Annotated in this window: 18 protein-coding genes; 1 reads left to right on the forward strand and 17 read right to left on the reverse strand. The window is 38.5% G+C overall.

Translation table 11 applies throughout. The annotated features are described in order from the left end of the window. Nucleotides 1-3: 3 nt before the first annotated feature. From floA to rpsU, 4 genes are all read right to left on the reverse strand, one after another. Entirely contained in the window at nucleotides 4-993 is a 990-nt protein-coding gene (floA, locus tag DZB84_RS06825; protein ID WP_116351524.1) for a flotillin-like protein FloA, read from the reverse strand. 21 nt (nucleotides 994-1,014) lie between these two features. Continuing rightward, nucleotides 1,015-2,346: an NfeD family protein gene (locus DZB84_RS06830; protein ID WP_116351525.1), complete on the reverse strand. Its 1,332-nt coding sequence runs from the start codon at nucleotides 2,344-2,346 to the stop codon at nucleotides 1,015-1,017. Between the two features lie 229 nt (nucleotides 2,347-2,575). Continuing rightward, complete coding sequence (locus tag DZB84_RS06835) at nucleotides 2,576-3,022, reverse strand: GatB/YqeY domain-containing protein (RefSeq protein ID WP_116351526.1); 447 nt, start codon at nucleotides 3,020-3,022, stop codon at nucleotides 2,576-2,578. 16 nt (nucleotides 3,023-3,038) lie between these two features. Next, on the reverse strand, nucleotides 3,039-3,212 hold the full coding sequence (rpsU, locus tag DZB84_RS06840) for a 30S ribosomal protein S21 (protein WP_010678174.1): 174 nt from the start codon (nucleotides 3,210-3,212) through the stop codon (nucleotides 3,039-3,041). A 341-nt stretch (nucleotides 3,213-3,553) separates the two neighbouring features. On the opposite strand from rpsU, the gene DZB84_RS06845 reads away from it, so the two are divergent. Then, nucleotides 3,554-4,480: a Na/Pi symporter gene (locus tag DZB84_RS06845; RefSeq protein WP_116351527.1), complete on the forward strand. Its 927-nt coding sequence runs from the start codon at nucleotides 3,554-3,556 to the stop codon at nucleotides 4,478-4,480. 193 nt (nucleotides 4,481-4,673) lie between these two features. Here DZB84_RS06845 and deoC read toward each other — a convergent pair whose 3' ends face one another. From deoC to gpr, 13 genes are all read right to left on the reverse strand, one after another. Further along, nucleotides 4,674-5,342 carry a deoxyribose-phosphate aldolase gene (gene deoC, locus DZB84_RS06850; RefSeq protein WP_189655174.1) on the reverse strand — a complete coding sequence of 223 codons (669 nt, stop codon included), beginning with the start codon at nucleotides 5,340-5,342 and terminating at the stop codon, nucleotides 4,674-4,676. Between the two features lie 146 nt (nucleotides 5,343-5,488). Next, complete coding sequence (gene mtaB / locus DZB84_RS06855) at nucleotides 5,489-6,850, reverse strand: tRNA (N(6)-L-threonylcarbamoyladenosine(37)-C(2))-methylthiotransferase MtaB (RefSeq protein WP_116351529.1); 1,362 nt, start codon at nucleotides 6,848-6,850, stop codon at nucleotides 5,489-5,491. A 5-nt stretch (nucleotides 6,851-6,855) separates the two neighbouring features. After that, a complete protein-coding gene (locus DZB84_RS06860; protein ID WP_116351530.1) occupies nucleotides 6,856-7,599 on the reverse strand; it encodes a 16S rRNA (uracil(1498)-N(3))-methyltransferase in 744 nt (247 codons plus the stop codon). 26 nt (nucleotides 7,600-7,625) lie between these two features. Then, on the reverse strand, nucleotides 7,626-8,570 hold the full coding sequence (gene prmA, locus DZB84_RS06865; RefSeq protein ID WP_116351531.1) for a 50S ribosomal protein L11 methyltransferase: 945 nt from the start codon (nucleotides 8,568-8,570) through the stop codon (nucleotides 7,626-7,628). 209 nt (nucleotides 8,571-8,779) lie between these two features. Beyond that, entirely contained in the window at nucleotides 8,780-9,910 is a 1,131-nt protein-coding gene (gene dnaJ, locus DZB84_RS06870; RefSeq protein ID WP_116351532.1) for a molecular chaperone DnaJ, read from the reverse strand. Nucleotides 9,911-10,474: 564 nt separating this feature from the next. Further along, complete coding sequence (gene dnaK, locus DZB84_RS06875; RefSeq protein ID WP_116351533.1) at nucleotides 10,475-12,313, reverse strand: molecular chaperone DnaK; 1,839 nt, start codon at nucleotides 12,311-12,313, stop codon at nucleotides 10,475-10,477. A gap of 35 nt (nucleotides 12,314-12,348) precedes the next feature. Continuing rightward, nucleotides 12,349-12,945, reverse strand: a complete 597-nt coding sequence (gene grpE / locus DZB84_RS06880; protein ID WP_116351534.1) for a nucleotide exchange factor GrpE — start codon at nucleotides 12,943-12,945, stop codon at nucleotides 12,349-12,351. A gap of 100 nt (nucleotides 12,946-13,045) precedes the next feature. Further along, on the reverse strand, nucleotides 13,046-14,077 hold the full coding sequence (gene hrcA, locus DZB84_RS06885; RefSeq protein WP_116351535.1) for a heat-inducible transcriptional repressor HrcA: 1,032 nt from the start codon (nucleotides 14,075-14,077) through the stop codon (nucleotides 13,046-13,048). 100 nt (nucleotides 14,078-14,177) lie between these two features. Continuing rightward, nucleotides 14,178-15,314 (reverse strand): radical SAM family heme chaperone HemW, encoded by a 1,137-nt coding sequence (hemW, locus tag DZB84_RS06890; protein ID WP_116351536.1) that lies wholly within the window; start codon nucleotides 15,312-15,314, stop codon nucleotides 14,178-14,180. 56 nt (nucleotides 15,315-15,370) lie between these two features. Further along, nucleotides 15,371-17,194 carry a translation elongation factor 4 gene (lepA, locus tag DZB84_RS06895; protein ID WP_116351537.1) on the reverse strand — a complete coding sequence of 608 codons (1,824 nt, stop codon included), beginning with the start codon at nucleotides 17,192-17,194 and terminating at the stop codon, nucleotides 15,371-15,373. Between the two features lie 343 nt (nucleotides 17,195-17,537). Continuing rightward, the gene (locus tag DZB84_RS06900; RefSeq protein ID WP_116351538.1) at nucleotides 17,538-17,891 is read right to left on the reverse strand and encodes a YqxA family protein; all 354 of its coding nucleotides are present in this window, start codon (nucleotides 17,889-17,891) and stop codon (nucleotides 17,538-17,540) included. A gap of 19 nt (nucleotides 17,892-17,910) precedes the next feature. Next, nucleotides 17,911-19,107, reverse strand: coding sequence for a stage II sporulation protein P (gene spoIIP, locus DZB84_RS06905; protein ID WP_116351539.1), 1,197 nt, complete (start codon nucleotides 19,105-19,107; stop codon nucleotides 17,911-17,913). 87 nt (nucleotides 19,108-19,194) lie between these two features. Further along, complete coding sequence (gpr, locus tag DZB84_RS06910; protein ID WP_116351540.1) at nucleotides 19,195-20,322, reverse strand: GPR endopeptidase; 1,128 nt, start codon at nucleotides 20,320-20,322, stop codon at nucleotides 19,195-19,197. Nucleotides 20,323-20,543: the final 221 nt, after the last annotated feature.

Raw genomic sequence — 20,543 nt, forward strand, 5'->3', positions numbered from 1 at the left:
TTATTATTTTTGATCTTCATCATCTGTAAGTGTGCTTTTACCAATAGAATTTCTCATATCAGTGTCAGCCATGATATTTTTTAGATTTGTATAATCAAGTACACCAAGGTTTCCAGAACGTAATGCTTCTGCCATTGCTAAAGGTACTTCAGCCTCGGCTTCCACAACCTTCGCTTTCATTTCTTCTACACGAGCGCGCATTTCTTGTTCACTAGCAACCGCCATTGCACGGCGTTCTTCAGCCTTCGCTTGGGCAATTTTCTTGTCGGCTTCAGCTTGGTCTGTTTGAAGCACAGCACCTATATTTCTACCGATATCAATATCTGCAATATCAATAGATAGGATTTCAAATGCAGTACCTGCATCTAACCCTTTTGCTAAAACCGTTTGAGAAATCATATCAGGATTTTCAAGAACCTTTTTGTGGTCCGTTTGAGAACCGATTGTACTTACAATACCCTCACCTACACGGGCAATAACAGTTTCTTCCCCTGCACCCCCGACTAAACGATCAATATTGGCACGAACGGTGATACGAGTTTTTGCTTTTACTTCAATTCCATCCATCGCAACACCTGAAATAAACGGCGTTTCGATAACCTTAGGGTTAACGCTCATTTGCACAGCTTCTAACACGTCACGCCCAGCTAAGTCAATTGCAGCTGCTCTTTCAAATGTTAAATCAATGTTTGCACGTTGTGCTGCGATTAACGCATTTACAACTCGGTCAACATTACCACCTGCTAAATAATGACTCTCCAGCTGGTTTGTATGAAGTTGTAATCCTGCTTTTTGAGCCTTAATTAAGGGAATAATGACACGGTTCGGGATAACCCGACGTAACCTCATCCCGATTAATGTAAAGATACTTACACGGACACCAGCAGCCAGCGCTGAAATCCATAGTGCAACTGGCACAAATGTAAATAATACAGCTAATAAGATAATAGCAAGTGCTACTAAGATTAAAATGGTGATCATACCTGTTGGCATTCTTTTTCCTCCTACTTGTTTTTATTTATTAATATCAGGAACTTCTCGAACAACGATTCGAGAACCTTCTGTTTTAATAACTTCTACTCTTGTATTTCTCTCAATGTAGTTACCTTGTGTGACAACATCTAGTCTTTCATCATTGATAATGGCAGTACCAGAAGGTCTCAATGTTGTTAAGGCAATACCTTGTTTTCCAATTAAATCATCACGATTCTTATTTGAAACGTACCCACTCTCAGAATTGGTAGAATCAAAAAGGATAATCTTTTTAAATACATGAAGTTTCTTCCCAAATATTTTCACTAAAATAATCGATACGATAATTGTAGCTACTAAGGCTACTAAAAGTGAAATGCTAATTACCATCATACTGCTTCCTGCTAAGAAAAAGCTCGTTAAAATTGCCCCTAATCCAATCAAGCCTATAATCCCCCCAGGTAAAACAAACTCCAGTAAAATTAAAACAATTCCTACTACAAAAAGAATAATGGACTCCAGACCTGCTAGTCCTGCTACTAAATGCCCATAGAAAAAAAGCAGTAGCGCTGATATCCCCATTATACCAGGAATACCAAAACCAGGAGAGTATAGTTCAACTACTAATCCTAAACTTCCAATCGTTAATAAGATGGAAACAACAATTGGATTTGTAATAAAACGTGCGATTTTTTCAGCAAGGCTAAGTTCAGCTTGTTCAACAGCAGCTTTTTCGAAGCCTAGTGTCTTTAATAAATCGGCTCTATCCTTTACGACGCCTTCAGCATAACCTACTTGAAGTGCCTGTTTGGCTGTTAAGGTAAGGAATTTCCCTTTTTCTGCACCTAGCTCTGGGAGATCAATCTCTTTGTCTGCCATTGCTAAAGCATATATTGGATCACGACCATTGTTTTCAGCAGCACCTTTCATGGCTGACAGCCAATAGGAAACAGCTTTTTCATCTGCGGTATTCCCTGCTTGGTCAATAATCCCAGCTGCTCCCATTCTACCATTATGAGACATATAGATTTCATCAGCATTTAACGCAATAAAAGCACCTGCTGAGATTGCATCGTTATTGACATATGCTACTGTAGGAATAGTTGATTCTTGGATTCGTTTACCGATTTTTGTTGCTGCATCAACTGCCCCACCAGGGGTATTGATTTCAAAAATGATAACGTCTGCTCCTTTATTCTCAGCGTCTGTAATAGATCGGTCGATAAAAGCACCTAATCCTTTTTCGACTGTTTCTTCTAATGGTATGATATACACCACTTGGTCTGCAGCACTAGAGCTCTTATTTGGCATTAGTGTGAGAATGAACGGCAAGAGAATAATGGAAAGGTATAAAAGGACTCTCCACTTTTTCAAGGCATTCCCCCCTCTCTATTCATTTTTCGTCATGATAGTATGTAATACGTTTGACATGTGCACCAGGTTTCATATATTTCATGTTTTTATGTAAACTTTTTGTTGGTAATAGTTACCTTTTTGCGTGTATGTATTTAATGTGAGGAGACTGTTATGAGGGTACACTTTACATTGTACTTATCATTTCCTCGTAAAGAAAAAACACCTTACGCGATGTAAGGTGCTTTTGTTAAGATAATTGCTGTTGAACAATTTTGTTGACGAGACCACCGTCAGCCTTGCCTTTTACCTTTGGCATGATAGCAGCCATCACTTTGCCCATGTCAGCCTTTGAAGAAGCATTGACCTCTTGTACTGTTTCTTTGACAATCTCAACAAGATCCTCTTCAGATAATTGTTCTGGAAGGTATACCTCTAATATCTCAATTTCAGTCTGAATTTTATTAACAAGATCTTCACGACCAGCGTTACTAAATTCGCGGAGGGAATCTTTTCGTTGTTTTAGTTCACGAGTAAGAACTGTTAACTCTGCTTCCTCTGTTAGTTCACTGGTACCCAGCTTAATGCCTTCATTTTGAAGAGCAGCCTTTACCATTCGAATAACAGATAGCCTATCTTTCTCTTTATTCTTCATCGCTGTTTTCATATCATTATTTAAACGCTCGAGAAGACTCATAAAACTACACCCTCTTTTAGTATTTGCGCTTTCTAGCAGCTTCAGATTTCTTCTTACGCTTTACGCTAGGCTTTTCATAGAATTCGCGCTTTCTAGCTTCTTGAATCGTACCTGATTTAGATACAGTTCTTTTGAAGCGGCGAAGAGCATCTTCAAGCGATTCGTTTTTACGAACGACCGTTTTTGACATTCTAATTCCCTCCCTCCGAAAACAACCACTAACTCTAATTAAGACACATGTTCTATTTCATTTTCTAAGTGTCGATCGAAAAAAATCGTCGAAAAAATAAACATGTACTTTGCAATTATAATATATGCACGATTTTTGGTCAACTGTAATTCACAATCGTATCACTAGAAATCATGTCTTCACTACTAGTTTTAATAATTTTTTTTGCTGTTATTCCTGTTAAATCCTCTTTTTTGTTAACTGATTAACATTTTAATTATTTAGATCGTGCTAAGTTAAAAAATTGAAGTTGTCATTTTCACATCTCCTTGTCCATACAATGAGATAGGGGTGAGAAACGCATGATTGAACTTATATCGTTATTTGCTGTATTTATTGCGATCTTTCTATTCGGTATGACCGTGATGAGGACAGGCCTTTATAATCTTACAGGAGATAAGCTTAAAGTTTGGCTTATTCGTTTTACTGATAATCCAATTAAGGGATTATTAACTGGGATGATTATTACAGCCATTATCCACAGTAGTTCTGCTGTTATGGTGCTTGTAGTAGGGTTAATTGCTACAGGTTATTTAACTTTTAGACAATCCATTGGAATCATTCTTGGGACCAATATCGGAACAACCTTTACCGCGGAAATGATAACCTTTGATATTTTTGAATGGATTGTTCCAATATTAATTTTAGGCTTTTTATGTTTACTTATTAGTAATCAACAGATATTCAGCTTTGGTGCTTTTTTATTCGGGTTAGGATGCATGTTTGTGGCGATGAATGGATTTGAACAGCTTGCGAGGCCCATCTCACAATTCCCGTCTATCCATACTTTTTTTCAACATACAAATGAAAGCAGTATTTTCGGGGTTGGTGTAGGGACTATATTAACGTCTATCATCCAATCTAGTACCGCGACAACTGGAATCATTATGGGTTTTATGAACGAACAGTTACTTACTTTAAATGCGGGGATTGCCGTTTTACTTGGAGCGAATATTGGAACATGTATAACAGCTTATATTGCGAGTCTTGGGAGTAGGCATGAAGCAAAATTAGCGGCATATGCCCATATTTGGGTCAATGTGCTCGGTGTCATTTTATTTTTTCCATTCATAAATATACTTGGTCAAGTTGCAATGCTGCTCACATCGCACCCTGATGTTCAAATTGCCCATGTTAGCTTAATTTTTAATGTTCTTACCTCCCTACTGTTTTTGCCTTTTGCCGGGGTCTTGACGAAATTTATTATGAAGATACACCGTGCTGTATAAAAGAAAAGCTGGCTTTTCAGCCAGCTTCAGACTGTTGAAAAACGCTCGCATACTGCGTTGCTTGCCTCTCTTGTCCGCTCATGAAGGCAACTTCTATTCGCGTCTTCGATCGACTGCGCGCCTTGTATGACAAGCGTTTTCAAGTCAGTCTGGGGAAAATATTTTATATATAGGTATCCTGCTTTTAACTGTATTAATAGTCAGAAGATCCTGTTAGTCCATTAACAATTGCTACGCCTGAACTTGCACCAATTCTTGTAGCTCCTGCATCAATCATATCTTGAGTGCCTTTAGCGTCACGAACTCCGCCAGATGCTTTAACTCCGATGTCTGGTCCGACAGTTTTACGCATTAAACGAATGTCTTCCACTGTTGCTCCACCGGTCGAAAAACCTGTTGATGTTTTCACAAAATCAGCACCGGCCTTAACGGCAAGCTCACACGCCCTTAATTTCTCCTCATCTGTTAGCAAACATGTTTCAATGATAACTTTTGTAAGTGCTTTGCCTTTTGCCGCTTCCACAACTGCGCGGATGTCTTTTTCAACTAATTCGTCATTTTTATCCTTAAGGGCACCGATATTGATAACCATATCCACTTCTGTTGCACCTTTTTCAATAGCATCCTTTGTTTCAAATGCTTTAGTTTCGGGTGTACTAGCGCCTAATGGAAATCCGATAACCGTACAAACCTTTACTTCGGAATCTTTTAACAGGTTAGCCGCTGTTTCAACCCATGTTGGGTTTACACAAACAGACATGAACCCATATTCCTTTGCCTCTGCACAAAGTTTTTCAATTTGAGCTTTCGTTGTATCTGCTTTTAATGCTGTATGATCAATCAGTTTAGCAATGTTCGTCATTATGTATGTCTCCTTTTACTTTTTAGTTGTACGTACCTCTAACATCATAACATTTGTTTTAGTGGGTGACTAGCACCTAAACAGTTTTATTATGCGATAAAAAAAAGAAGCTAATCCAATGATTAACTTCTTTTCATCCTATTTTATTACGCTGTCGTTCTTGCTTCTTCTGATTTAATTGGAAAATCGTCTTCAACTTTTACAAATTGACCCTCATTATATGGGTAGCCAGCCTTCGTAATTTTTACTTTCACGATTTTACCAATCATATCTTCAGTTGCATCGAATTTCACTTTTAGATAATTGTCCGTAAAACCAACATATAAACCACTAGTTGGATTGTCCTTGTCTAGTTCCTCCGGAATAACTTCTAAAACTTCTCCTTCGTAATTAGATGCATATTCCTTGGCTAATTGGTCGGATAGAGAAATAAGACGGTGTACACGCTCATTTTTTACTTCCTCATCAATTTGGTCTTCCATTCTCGCCGCTGGAGTACCTGTACGTTTAGAGTATGGGAAAACGTGTAATTCTGAGAATTTGTGTTCCTTAACAAAATTATAAGTTTCCATAAACTCTTCTTCCGTTTCACCAGGGAATCCAACAATAACATCAGATGTTAACGCTAAGCCTGGTAATGCCTGACGAAGTTTTGTTAAACGCTCTGCAAAGAATTCCATTGTATATTTACGTCTCATACGTTTTAACACAGTGTTTGAACCAGATTGCAATGGAACGTGTAGATGTCTTACTACTTTTGTTGATTGATCAAGTACCTCTATAATTTCATCAGTAATTTGGCTAGCCTCGATGGAGGAAATACGAATTCTCTTAAGACCAATCACTTTAGATTCTAGGTCACGTAAAAGAGCAGCTAGATTATAATCCTTCATATCCTCACCATATCCACCAGTATGGATTCCAGTTAAGACAATTTCTTTATACCCTGCATTTACAAGCTGTTGTGCTTGTTTAATTACTTCCTCTGGATCACGAGAACGCATTAGACCACGAGCCCATGGAATAATACAGAAGGTACAGAAATTGTTACAGCCTTCTTGAATTTTCAATGAAGCACGGGTACGGTCTGTAAATGAAGGTACGTCAAGTTCTTCATATACACGTGTTTTCATGATATTACCTACTCCATTTATCGGAGTGCGCTCTTGCTTGTACTGCTCAATATACTCAAGCATTTTCTTTCGATCCTGTGTGCCTACAACAATATCAACGCCAGGGATTGCCATGATTTCTGCTGGTGATGTTTGCGCATAACAGCCTGTAACACAAATAACAGCATCAGGATTTTTACGTATTGCTCTACGTATAACCTGTCTACTCTTTTTATCTCCTGTATTTGTAACAGTACAAGTATTAATCACATACACATCAGCAGTACTTTCAAACTCGGTACGCTCATAGCCATTTTCTTTAAAAAGCTGCCAAATGGCTTCTGTTTCATAATGATTTACTTTACATCCTAATGTATGGAATGCAACTAATGACATTATTGTCACCTCGCTAATTCAAAATAATATGATACAGCTGATAAAACGTATAATGGTGCTGTCTCAGTTCGTAAAATCCGAGGACCAAAGCTACAGGAAATAAAATCATTCTCTAATAATGTATCTACCTCTTTTTCTGTAAGACCGCCTTCGGGTCCAATCACAACAAAAAGGGATTCACCATGATTTAATTGTGATAACACTCGTGCTAGATTTGAGTTTTCACCGCGCTTTGCATCTTCTTCATAAGCTACTACTTTATAAGTATAGGTCCCGCTGAAAGACAATAATTCTGTAAAGGACATAGGTTTACTCACGTTAGGAACCATTGCACGATGTGATTGCTCTGCTGCTTCCTTTGCAATTTTCTCCCAGCGTTCTACCTTTTTTTGTCCCTTCTTTTCATCCCATTTAACAATTGAACGAGCCGCAACAAAAGGGACAAACTCAGATGCTCCAAGCTCCGTCCCTTTTTGGATAACATATTCAAGCTTGTCCCCTTTCGGCAAACCGCTTGCAATACAAACCTTAATGGGGAGCTCATTCGAGTTCTCTACCCATTCTACAACATTGGCTAAAACCATATCATTGGTAATTTCAGTAATTGCACAAAGTGCTACTCTTCCATTATAGCAACAATAAATGGTGTCTCCAACTGACATTCTCATGACTCGTGTTATATGGTGAACATCCTCACCCAAAATTTTAGCCTGCGTTTCACTCATTTGATCGACAAAATATCGTTGCATCGATTTTCCCACCCTGCAAGAATCCTTTACTCACTTTTCTTTCTAGCGATCATGGATACCCAGTCTTCCATTACAAGTACTTCCTCAATAATGAATCCAGATGCTAAAAGACGATCCTTTACTTCTTGTTTTTTCGTATTAATAATTCCAGATACAATGAAAGCACCATTTGGTTTTAGGATTTTTGCTGCGTCGTCAGTAAAACGAACAATGATTTCAGCAAGAATATTTGCCACAATGAGATCCACTGGTCCTTCTATATCATCAAGCAGATTGTTTTGTGATACCGTAACTACGTCATGTACTTTGTTTAATTTTATGTTGAGTTTTGCACTCTCAACGGCTACCGTATCTAAATCTAGCGCCCTGATAGATCCTGCACCAAGCATGGCAGCAGCAATGCTTAAAACACCTGAACCAGTCCCAACATCGACAATGGTATCTCCTTTTTTCACAGTACGTTCTAGGGCTTGAATACTCATAACAGTTGTAGGATGTGTACCTGTTCCAAAAGCCATTCCAGGGTCTAGTTCGATAATTAATTCATCGCTATGAACAGGCTCATACATTTCCCATGTAGGTACAATCGTGAATTTCTCCGAGATTTTTACAGGGTGATAATATTTTTTCCATGCTGTAGCCCATTCTTCCTCATGAACTTCACTAATGGTGATTTTATTATGACCCAAATCAATATCAAAAAGCAAAAGATTGTTAATGGCTTCTTTAATTTCTTCCACCGTTTCACCTAAGAAACTATTGATAGGAAGGTATGCTTTGACGATAACACCTTCTTCAGGATAATCATCAGGATTAAGTTGGTAGATCTCACCAAACACATTTTCACGTTCCTTTGTTAGGTCAAATGGATCTTCAATCACAACTCCACTGGCACCTGCCTCATGAAGAATATTTGATATCGGCTCAACCGCCTCCTGTGTTGTGTGAATGCTAATTTCAGACCATTTCAATTCTACCAACTCCAATCCTATTTTATCAAATACGCCTTGGCGTATTTGCGCCGATTTTTTTAGGCCCACACGAGGTGGGTCACAAAGACGTTGCCAAGTGGCGTTCTTAGTCTTTAATCTTACGCCTCGAAAAACTTCCTATGAAAAATCGTGGCAACCGCCGGAGGCTTTAAACATTATTCGGGGATTTAACCGAATAATGTTTATTACTACTCGCCTTTAAATGCTCGTTTTACTTTCGAAAAAAAATTATCATGCTGCTCATCTGGAGCTTCATTACCGCTTATTTCTGTAAATTCACGAAGCAATTGTTTTTGCTTTTCTGTAAGCTTTGTTGGGGTAATGACACGAACGCGAATATGTTGGTCCCCTTGACCATATCCTCGTACATTCGGTACACCCTTTCCGCGCAGACGGAAATTCGTTCCAGTTTGAGTACCCGCAGGTATTTTTAATTTTACTTTTCCGTGCAAAGTAGGTACTTCAATTTCATCACCTAATGCAGCTTGTGCAAAGGTTAAAGGCATTTCACAGTAAATATCGTCTCCATCACGCTCGAAAAATTCATGTGAACGCACATGGAACACAACATATAAATCCCCTGGAGGTCCACCATTTACACCTGGCTCTCCCTGACCAGCAACACGAAGTTGTTGACCATCATCAATGCCTGCTGGAATCTTAACATGGATTTTTTTGCGTTTTTTCACTTTTCCAGAGCCACTACAAGTTGAACATTTATCCTTAATAAATTTACCTGTTCCACTACAATGATGGCAGACACGTCTATTTACAATTCGCCCAAATGCAGTGTTCTGTTCAACATTGATTTGACCTGAACCGCCACAGTGTGAACAAGTTTCTGGTTTTGTTCCAGGTTTTGCACCTGAACCATGACACGTTGAACATTCTTCTTCTCTTGGGATTTCAATGTCTGTTTCTTTACCAAAAACAGCCTCTTCAAACTGTAATGTCATCGTGTATTGTAAATCTGCTCCTTGGCGAGGTGCATTTGGGTCTCTTCTTCTTGTTCCCCCACCAAAAATAGAACTGAAGATGTCTTCGAAACCAAAACCACCGCCAAAATCAGCACCGCCTCCAAAACCACCAAAGCCTTGGTTTGGATCTGTATGTCCGAATTGGTCATAATGGGCACGTTTGTTATCATCTGTTAACGTATCATAAGCTTCTGTAATTTCTTTAAACTTATCAGCAGCATCTGCTTCTTTATTGATATCGGGGTGATATTTTTTAGATAATTTTCGATATGCCTTTTTTATTTCATCTTTGCCTGCACTTTTCGAAACCCCGAGTACCTCATAATAATCTCTTTTACTCATTAAATCCACTCCCGCATCATTCACATAAAGAATATTGTATCATTTCCTTTTATAAAATGGCAATAATACATGTTATCAAATCAATTCGACTTGGCGTATTTGCGCTCAGATTTTTTAGGCCCTTCACGAGGTGGGTCACAAAGACGTTGCCACAGGAAGTGGTGTTCTTAGTCTTTGGCCTTACACACGAAAAATTGCCTTTGAAAATCTGTGGCATCCGCCGGAGGCTTTAACTTTGTTCAGCCGAGGTTTGAACCCCGGCTAAGTTAATAACTCTTAAAACATTCTTCTCCACAAATAGAAGTAGTGGACTTCTGCTGAATAAAGTAAAAAAGCCAAAGCCAAGACAGGCCTGACTTCGACTTTTCAACATTTAATTCTTTTATTGATGTCTGGCTCCAGTGCCTAGAAACTCAAGAAACTTCAACTCCTCCTACAGAGGCAAACTACGCCTCTTTGTCGGAGTCTCCGACCGCACAGGATGTGCTAGTGCCGACTTCGCCACAGGAAGTGGCGTTTTAGTCGGCCAGTTTTTTCGTTTCTGTGCAAGGCACATACGCCTTTCTATTTATCGTCGTTTACTTCTTCGTATTCAGCGTCTACTACATTATCGTCTTTACCTTGGTTTGCGCCATCTGTTCCTTGTGCACCTTGAGCGCCCTGTGCTTGTTGCTGAGCTTGCTCATATAGTTTCACAGAAAGCTGTTGAACGATTTCTTGTAGAGCATCTTTCTTTGCTTTGATTTCTTCAAGATCATTCTTCTCGATCGCTTGTTTTAATGCCTCTTTAGCTTCATTTGCTTTTTCAACTTCAGCAGCATCTACTTTACCTTCTAAATCTTTTAGTGTTTTTTCAGTTGTGAACACTAATTGATCTGCTTCATTACGAAGTTCAACTTCTTCTTTACGTTTCTTGTCGGCTTCTGCATTTTCTTCAGCCTCGCGAACCATGCGATCAACCTCTTCGTCAGATAAGCCTGAAGATGATTGAATTGTAATAGCTTGTTCTTTGTTAGTACCAAGATCTTTTGCACGAACATTTACAATACCATTTTTATCGATATCGAATGTAACTTCGATTTGTGGTACGCCACGTGGAGCTGGTGGAATATCCGTTAATTGGAAACGACCTAATGTTTTGTTGTCAGCTGCCATTTGACGTTCCCCTTGAAGTACGTGGATATCAACAGCTGTTTGATTATCCGCAGCAGTAGAGAATACTTGAGACTTACTTGTTGGAATCGTTGTATTACGGTCGATTAATCGAGTAAATACGCCACCCATTGTTTCGATTCCAAGTGATAATGGTGTTACGTCTAAGAGAACTACGTCTTTCACATCACCAGTCAATACTCCACCTTGAATAGCTGCACCTAGTGCAACAACCTCGTCAGGGTTTACCCCTTTGTGTGGTTCCTTACCTGTTTCTTTCTTGATTGCTTCTTGAACAGCTGGGATACGAGTTGAACCACCAACAAGGATTACCTTATCGATTTCACTTGCTGAAAGGCCAGCATCTTGAAGGGCACGACGAGTTGGTCCCATTGTACGCTCAACAAGTCCTGCTGAAAGCTCTTCAAATTTTGCACGAGTTAAGTTTACTTCTAAGTGAAGTGGTCCTGCTTCTCCTGCTGTGATAAATGGAAGTGAAATTTGTGTTGAAGTAACACCTGATAAATCTTTCTTCGCTTTTTCAGCAGCATCTTTTAAACGTTGTAATGCCATTTTATCTTTAGATAGATCAATGCCATTTTCTTTTTTAAATTGGTCTACTAAGTAATCGATAATTACTTGGTCAAAGTCATCCCCACCTAGACGGTTATCACCAGCAGTTGACTTAACTTCGAATACTCCGTCGCCAAGTTCTAGAATGGAAACGTCGAATGTTCCTCCACCAAGGTCATATACAAGGATTGTTTGATCTTCATCCGTTTTATCCAAACCATATGCAAGAGCAGCTGCAGTTGGTTCGTTGATAATACGTTCAACTTCAAGACCAGCAATTCGGCCAGCATCTTTTGTTGCTTGACGTTCAGCATCATTAAAGTATGCTGGAACTGTGATAACAGCTTTCGTTACTTTTTCGCCAAGATATTCTTCCGCATAGGATTTGAAGTATTGAAGAAGAATAGCAGATACTTCTTGAGGAGTATATGGCTTGCCTTCGATTTCAACCTTATAATCTGTTCCCATGTGGCGTTTGATAGACATGATTGTGTTTGGGTTTGTAATTGCTTGACGCTTTGCTACCTCTCCAATTTGTCTTTCTCCATTTTTAAATGAAACAACTGATGGAGTTGTGCGGTTACCTTCTGGGTTTGGAATAACTTTTGCTTCTCCGCCCTCCATAACAGCAACACATGAGTTTGTTGTACCTAAATCTATACCAATGATTTTACTCATGGAAATTCCTCCTTAATTTGTACAAAACTTTAAAATTACTCGTTTACTTTAACCATTGAAGGACGTAAAACTCGATCTTTAAGTTTATATCCTTTTTGGAACTCTTCAAGAACTACATTTGATTCTGCATCCGGGTCACTCACCTGCATTACTGCTTGATGCACATTTGGGTCAAATGGTTTTCCAACAGCTTCGATTGCTTCAACGCCTTCTTTTTTCAGGGCATCAATAATACTACGGTATACCATTTCTACGCCTTGCATAATGGATTTTGCTTGTTCATTTGTTGCTTCTACTTGAAGTGCTCTTTCAAAATTATCAAGAGCCGGCAACAAATCATTTACAAGACTTTGAGCTCTATATGTAGCAGCTGTTTCTTGATCTAAGCGAGCACGTCTCTTAAAGTTTTCAAAGTCGGCAACCTGACGCAAAATGCGATTTTCTGCCTCTCCTAGCTTAGCCTCAAGTTCTGCGATTTTTTCATTGGCTTTCGAAAGTTCGGCATTCACATCATTTTCTTGTTCTTCTACTAACTCTGCTTCAGCCTGTTCAATCGTTTCTACCACATCATGATCTACATTTCCTTCTTCTACTTCAATTTCTTCTTTCACTACTTCATTCTCGTTAGCCAATACACTCACCTCCCTTAAAGTGAAATCTCACTTCGTATAATACTTAGCTTAGTATATGTATTAGAGGGAAGATATCTCCCCCTACTAAATATGACCACCGCTATTCAATTTGATACAGTTTCGTCAGGACCTTTGAAAAATCTTGACTTATATGCTGCAACAAAGTGATAACACGTGAATACTCCATTCTTGTAGGTCCTAAAATAGCAATAGACCCAAGATGTTCATTACCTATGGAATAAGTTGCCGTTATTAAGCTACAATCATTCATCGCAATATTGTTGTTCTCGTGACCAATCTTAATATTTATTCCTGCTTTATCCGAACGTAACAACCTCGAAAATTCATGCTCACTTTCGATCATTGTTAATAATGATCGAACTTTGTCAATGTCATGGAACTCGGGTTGACTTAACATATTTGTTTTTCCACCAATATACATTTTTTCTTCCGTTTTCAGGGTAAGTGTTTTGTCCAAAACATTTAAGGCTGCATCATAGTTTCGAATATTGGTTTTTAAAAGGGTTGCAACCTCTTTATAAATTTTGTTTTTTAGGTCGGTTAGCGGAACACCAATAAGTCGTTCGTTTAGAATATTGACCATTTTTTCAATATCGCTTGGGTCGATTGAATCAGGAAATGATATGGTTCGATTTTCCACATATCCATTATCCGTAACGATAATAGCAACAGCTGTTTCATTGTTAATCGGAACAATTTGCAGCCTTTTCACTTTATTTTCTTTAAAGGCTGGACCTAATACGATTGCAGTATAGTTGGTTAGATCAGATAAAATCTGTGCAGATTTTTGTACAATTTTTTCGAGCTCATAAATCCTCTCTGCAAAAATTGACTTTAATTCTTGCTTTTCCTTAAAGGTTAACTGGCTTGGAGATAATAAATGATCTACATAGTATCGATAACCTTGTTCGGATGGAACTCTACCAGATGAGCTGTGGGTTTTCTCAATAAATCCTAGTTCTTCTAGATCTGCCATCTCATTGCGAATAGTTGCTGAGCTAAACACAATCCCATCCTTTTTCGACAATGTTCTTGACCCTACTGGCTGTGCAGATCTAATAAAGTCATCAATTATTACTTGAAGAATCAATAGTTGACGATCTGTTAGCAAGGAACATCACCTCTGTTAGCACTCTGATTTAACGAGTGCTAATTCTATAATTAAATTACCAAATACATGTGTCATTGTCAATGATTTAAACATATTCATTTTAAATCAAAAATGCTTGAAACACTTCATTTCCAAGAAATTTCCCTTTATTTGTTAGTCGAATAAAATCATCTTTTTCCTCAAGCAGCCCTTTTTCCTTTTGTTCCTTAATTTGGCTTGCAAAAACATCATAAATACTTACAGAAAACTTTTCTTGAAAATGGGAGATCGAAACTCCTTTTGTTTTGCGTAGACCTAAAAATAGTTCTTCTTCCATTTTTTCTTCTACAGTTACTGAATGTGTTTCGACATATGGAAAACCGTGTTCGTCAATTGCTGACATATATTTTTTTATTGGACCGGCATTTGATATTCTTTTTCTTGAAACATAGCTATGTGCACCAGCACCAATCCCATAATATTCTTCATTATTCCAATAGGTTAAATTATGGCGACTTTCAAAACCTTCTTTAGAAAAATTACTAATTTCATATTGGCGGAACCCATTCTTCTCCATTTCCTCCATTAAAATTTCATACATTTTTGCCTCGTTTTCTTGGCTAGGTAAATGGAGTTTACCCTTTCTCATCAAGTTATAGAACACGGTTTTAGGTTCAATAATGAGTGAGTATGCGGAAACATGCTCTACATCCAGGGAGAAAGCTATATCGAGTGATTCCTGAAAGCTTTCGATTGTTTGATTCGGAAGAGCATACATTAAATCAATGCTTATGTTTTTAAAACCAACCTGTTTTGCCAATTCGATCGTATGAAATACATCTTCACGGCGATGGGTTCTACCGATTGCTTTAAGGAGCTCATCATCAAAGGTTTGAACACCAAAACTAATTCGATTGACACCCGAGTCTAACATTAGTTTTAATTTATCCTCTGTAAGATCACCCGGATTCGCTTCAAAGGTAAATTCGAATGTCTTGCTTCGAGGATTTAAATAGTTATTAATACTAGATAGGAATATTTCTAGTTGGTTAACAGTAAGTACGGTAGGCGTTCCCCCACCAACAAAAATGGATTTAAGAGATGAAGGTGGATACGCTTCAATTGTATGTTTCAGTTCAGTATCCATGTATTGAAGATATTCATCAACTGGTTGTCCTTTTAGAAATACTTTATTGAAGTCACAATAGTGACAAATCTGTTCACAAAAAGGGATGTGAAGGTATGCTGCTTGTACCAAAAAATCACTTCTTTCGAAATAGAGAAAACCGCAGAAAGATCTGCGGTATCTTTAATTTATTTGTCGTCCATTTTTAATACTGCCATGAATGCTTCTTGAGGTACTTCGACTGAGCCTACTTGCTTCATTCGTTTCTTACCTTCTTTTTGTTTTTCAAGAAGCTTACGCTTACGGGAAATGTCCCCACCATAACATTTTGCTAACACGTTTTTACGAATTGCTTTAATAGTTGAACGTGCTATAATCTTTTGCCCAACCGCTGCCTGAATAGGCACCTCAAATTGCTGTCTTGGAATAAGTTCCTTTAGTTTCTCAACAATTATTTTTCCACGTTCATATGCTGTATCCTTATGAACGATGAAGGAAAGCGCGTCTACTTTTTCAGCATTTAATAGGATATCCATTTTTACAAGCTTAGATGGCTTATAGCCAATTAACTCGTAGTCAAATGAAGCATAGCCCTTTGTACTTGATTTTAATTGGTCAAAGAAATCATATACAATTTCCGCAAGCGGAATTTCATAAACGATGCTAACGCGCTTTTCATCAAGGTACTGCATATCGATAAAAATACCACGTTTACCTTGGCATAGCTCCATAACAGCTCCAACATAATCGTTTGGCACCATCATAGTCGCTTTCACGTAAGGCTCTTCAATCCTATCAATTTTTTGTGGATCAGGCATATCAGACGGGTTATCAATTTTCAAATCTGTTCCATCCGTTAGAAAAACATCATAAATAACGCTTGGCGCCGTTGTAATTAAATCGATTTTAAATTCTCTTTCGATTCTTTCTTGAATAATTTCCATATGCAATAGGCCTAAGAATCCACATCGGAAACCAAAGCCGAGCGCCTGGGAAGTTTCCGGTTCGAATTGCAGGGCAGCATCATTTAATTCAAGTTTTTCCAAAGCTTCACGTAAATCATTGTATTTTGCTGTATCGATTGGATATAGTCCACAGTAAACCATTGGATTTAGACGACGATAACCCGGTAGTGCTGTGGTTACACCATTTTTAGCATTTGTAATGGTATCACCTACACGTGTATCACCAACATGCTTAATCGATGCTGTTAAAAATCCTACATCCCCAACTGTTAGTTCTTCTTGTAAAGTTGCACGTGGTGTGAACACACCTACTTCAATTACTTCAAATTCCTTACCCGTTGCCATCATTTTAATTTTGTCTCCAGGCTTAACAGTACCTTCGACGATACGAATATATGCAACTACGCCACGGTATGGGTCATATACAGAGTCAAAAATGAGTGCCTGTAATGGCGCTTCAGGGTCACCCTGCGGTGCAGGTACCTTTTCAACTACCTGTTCCAATATATCTTCTATCCCAATTCCTGCTTTGGCAGATGCAAGAACTGCTTCTGAGGCATCAAGTCCAATTACATCTTCAATTTCTTGCCTTACTCGCTCTGGATCCGCACTTGGCAAATCGATTTTATTAATTACCGGTAAAATTTCCAGGTCATTATCTAAAGCTAGGTACACGTTTGCTAAAGTTTGTGCTTCAATCCCCTGTGCAGCGTCGACCACAAGTACTGCACCCTCACATGCCGCTAAACTACGAGAAACTTCGTATGTAAAGTCAACATGCCCTGGGGTATCAATTAGGTGGAAAATATATTCCTCCCCATCTTTCGCTTTATATTTTAGCTGCACAGCATTCAGTTTAATTGTAATACCACGTTCTCTTTCTAGGTCCATGGAGTCTAGCAATTGCTCTTTCATTTCACGATGGGTTAGCGCATTTGTTTTTTCAAGAATGCGGTCAGCCAATGTTGATTTACCGTGGTCTATGTGAGCAATGATTGAAAAATTCCGGATTCTAGATTGTCTGTTACGTCTCTCTTCTTGGTTCATTCAAAATCCTCCTGATACGAAAAGCTCAAGCGCCTAATTAGCGATCGTCTACTAAGTGCTGCCACGTCCTGTGGCAAATGTAGACGCCAGCACTTCCTGTGCAAGTCCGACTAGCCCTGGAACCCTGATGAGGAGGCTGTGCCGCCACAGGAGGGGTGAAGCGACCTCGAGGGTCTAGGCGCTGAAGCTGAACAATATAACTTAATCGTACATGTTATCTTACTATAAATTTATAGAATTCACTAGATTAGATTATACAGAACTCTTTTGTCACATTCAATTAAGAATAAACGACCATATAAAGAAAAAAGAGCTTGCTTTATATATTCGTAGCAAGCTCCCCCTAAATTTTATCAAGTAAACTTCCGATTCCGTCTCCAATGACAATCATGATTTTTTCAAAAAGAGCACTTATTCCGTTACCTAACTTTTCACCTATGCTTGAAAAAAGGTTAAAGGCTTCTACGTCCTCTAATTGTTTTTGTTTTTGTTCAAAATCATGACTGGTTACCTTTCGCCCTAAAACAGATGCTTCTACTTCCCCGTTATCATCAGTAATATGAAAGGCACCTTGAAGAGAGGGGTCATTATACCCCCTCATTTTCTTCATCCCTTCATTTGCTTGCTGCATGCCGATCAACACACCTAGAAGAAGAACAGTCACAATCAAGAAACATTTCATCATGAATTTAACCATTGGAATTGCTCCCTCTTACCTATTCTTTATTTGTTTCATTTGCATTTACTTTTTCAGCCTGCCAGTAATATTCTGCGAGGACATCTGCTATGGCTGCTGCCGTTCTGCGCAATTCTTCGAAATTATTGTCGACTCCACCAAATTCAATTAGCATGGCATTTCCTGATTTGTCTTGGTTATATACCCCATTATTGCCAGGACCACCTTGCTGTATAACCCCGCGGCTTAGTCCAGGGTATTTTTTCTTCAACATTTCATGTAAGTCTGAAGCAATTTTAATATTTTGTTGTAGTTTTTTATTTTCAGTCCCTACAATAAAGGCTATTTTTGCATACGATTCTCCATTGATTGTGACAGTTGTTGTATCCTTTCGATGTGCATCCCGATGTATATCAATTAAATATGTTAAATCCTGGTTACTTGCCATAGCACTTGTTACTAATTCTCCAGATGCCTTATATGATTGATACCAATTGTACCCCTTTTGTTTTATATATTGGTCCATATTCCTTTGATCAACATCTGTACCAATTCCTCTTGCCTCTAACTCCTGAGTCAGCATTTCACCAACTTTTGTAACATTTACTGTCGGATGTCGGGCATTATCTGCATTAGATGTATCCACTCCTTTTAAATGTGGAAAATAGCTTTCTGAAGAGTGTGTGTGATAGATAAAGGCTACTTTTTTATCACCAGTCGTCATCGTTGGTGGCGGCACAGGTTCAGTAGGCTTTTCAGCTTGCTCAACATTTTGGGTGGCTATTTGCCTTTCATCTAATAAAACATCCAAAGGCGGTGGAGATTCTATTGGCATATTGGTATAGTTCGTTCCCTCACCCGCTACTAGAATCTTGCCATCAAATATAGAGAACCCCGGTAGTTCTCTACCTAAAAAACTACGGGGGTCATCCAATGTTAGGTTGGTTGCAGCTTTAAAAACGGCGCCCAGGTAGTCTGGCTTCGTTGTAGATTCAGGTAGACCTTGAACGAAATAATGATTTTCATACCCTAATAAGTGGACAAGAGCTTCTCCAGAAAGATTTGTTGCTACATTATTGATAGAAGAGGAACTGATTCTATACTCTGGTTTAAGAGAGACAATCGCTCCCGTTATTGTAAATAATAAAATAAAACTAAAAATGAGGAATAGAATCCCTTTTACTATGCTAGTTCCTTGAATGGAGATCATCATTCCTTGGGTCCGAAAACTTTTCATATTCTACCTCCTCAATGTTTGTCTATCATATTGATATGTACAAAATTGAGTTAGTAGAACTTATTTGATAGATTTCACTATCTTTTTTTAGTGTGTATAAGCCCCTGAGTTATCCTGTTCGATTTCACCATGTAATGCGGTGTTCAGTCCCCCCGCGATTACATTTGCCATATCCTCAATGAAGACATCGACCTCTTTTGGAGTGACCATCAAATTATGCCCAAGCGGCGCCAACACTTCATGAATGAGCTTTCTTTTTTCATCATCTGGTAGAGTTCCGACAATTCCTAAAAACGTATTTCGTTCTTGTTCCCCTGGAAGGTCATCATCAGTTAAAACCTTTTTTTCACCAAAGCTCATTCCAGCAGGAACTAAAGCACGTGAAGGCTTACCTCCTTCCTTCAGCTCTCTTCCAAAATGCTTTAAGATAAAGTCAATCGCATCACTTGTAATCGAAACAGCGTCCACTACTGTTGGTATTCCAATGGCGATTACGGGAATGCCTAGAGTCTCTTTACTCAGTTCCTTTCGTTTGTTTCCAACACCTGAACCTGGATGGATCCCAGTGTCTGATATTTGAATCGTTGAATTCACACGCTCTACCGAACGAGCTGCCAGTGCATCTATCGCGATAACAAAATCTGGTTTTGATTTATCTATTACACCAAATATAATGTCGCTTGTTTCAATTCCGGTTAATCCCATCACTCCAGGGGCAATTGCACTTACAGAACGAAATCCATCCTGAACATTTTCCGGCTGAAGTTGAAAGAGATGTCTTGTAATAACTAAATTTTCCACCGCCAATGGCCCAAGTGCATCTGGTGTAACATTCCAATTCCCTAAGCCAACAACAAGGCAGCTAGCTTCCTTCCCTATATTTAGATTTGAGAGGAAATGACTAAACTCTTTTGCAAATACTGCTTGTACCTTTTGTTGGAGTTCCGAATCTTTTTGACGGATTCCCTGAACTTCTAATGTTAGGTAGTTTCCTTTTTTCTTTCCTATTGCATTTGCACCTTCATCGGTAATTTCAACAGTTGAAATGGTAATGCCATCTTCCTGTCTTTCTTTTATAATGACACCCTCAATTTCTGAAACTTCAGGTTGGTCATCTGTTAAAGATTTATTGCGTTCCTCAACAGCCATTGCACTTGCTTCAATAGCTAAATCAGTTCGAACTGAATATTTGGTTAAATCTAGTTGTTCTCCCAATCCTATTACCTCCATTTTTTACATAGTATGTATAGCTTTACCCGCAAAAATGAGGTTCATGCAATTTTTATCAAGTGGAAATTAGATTGGTATTGCATTATCACAGTCAATTTGATAGAATAACTTTTGTTGTAACATCAGAGTATCAAAGACTGTATTCTGTTCATTTAGCGAGGGAAAGAGGATTTCCATTATCGCAAATGGTTGAACGTGTAGATCAT

It is taken from the genome of Bacillus sp. HNG (assembly GCF_003400205.1).
In the GTDB taxonomy this organism is placed as follows: domain Bacteria; phylum Bacillota; class Bacilli; order Bacillales; family Bacillaceae_L; genus Ferdinandcohnia.

Coding starts and splice junctions, on each gene's coding strand:
- floA (WP_116351524.1), bottom strand. CDS start 993: ATGCCAACAGGTATGATCACCATTTTAATCTTAGTAGCACTTGCTATT.
- DZB84_RS06835 (WP_116351526.1), bottom strand. CDS start 3,022: ATGAGTCTTCTCGAGCGTTTAAATAATGATATGAAAACAGCGATGAAG.
- rpsU (WP_010678174.1), bottom strand. CDS start 3,212: ATGTCAAAAACGGTCGTTCGTAAAAACGAATCGCTTGAAGATGCTCTT.
- DZB84_RS06845 (WP_116351527.1), top strand. CDS start 3,554: ATGATTGAACTTATATCGTTATTTGCTGTATTTATTGCGATCTTTCTA.
- deoC (WP_189655174.1), bottom strand. CDS start 5,342: ATGACGAACATTGCTAAACTGATTGATCATACAGCATTAAAAGCAGAT.
- mtaB (WP_116351529.1), bottom strand. CDS start 6,850: ATGTCATTAGTTGCATTCCATACATTAGGATGTAAAGTAAATCATTAT.
- DZB84_RS06860 (WP_116351530.1), bottom strand. CDS start 7,599: ATGCAACGATATTTTGTCGATCAAATGAGTGAAACGCAGGCTAAAATT.
- dnaJ (WP_116351532.1), bottom strand. CDS start 9,910: ATGAGTAAAAGAGATTATTATGAGGTACTCGGGGTTTCGAAAAGTGCA.
- dnaK (WP_116351533.1), bottom strand. CDS start 12,313: ATGAGTAAAATCATTGGTATAGATTTAGGTACAACAAACTCATGTGTT.
- lepA (WP_116351537.1), bottom strand. CDS start 17,194: ATGAACCAAGAAGAGAGACGTAACAGACAATCTAGAATCCGGAATTTT.
- DZB84_RS06900 (WP_116351538.1), bottom strand. CDS start 17,891: ATGGTTAAATTCATGATGAAATGTTTCTTGATTGTGACTGTTCTTCTT.
- spoIIP (WP_116351539.1), bottom strand. CDS start 19,107: ATGAAAAGTTTTCGGACCCAAGGAATGATGATCTCCATTCAAGGAACT.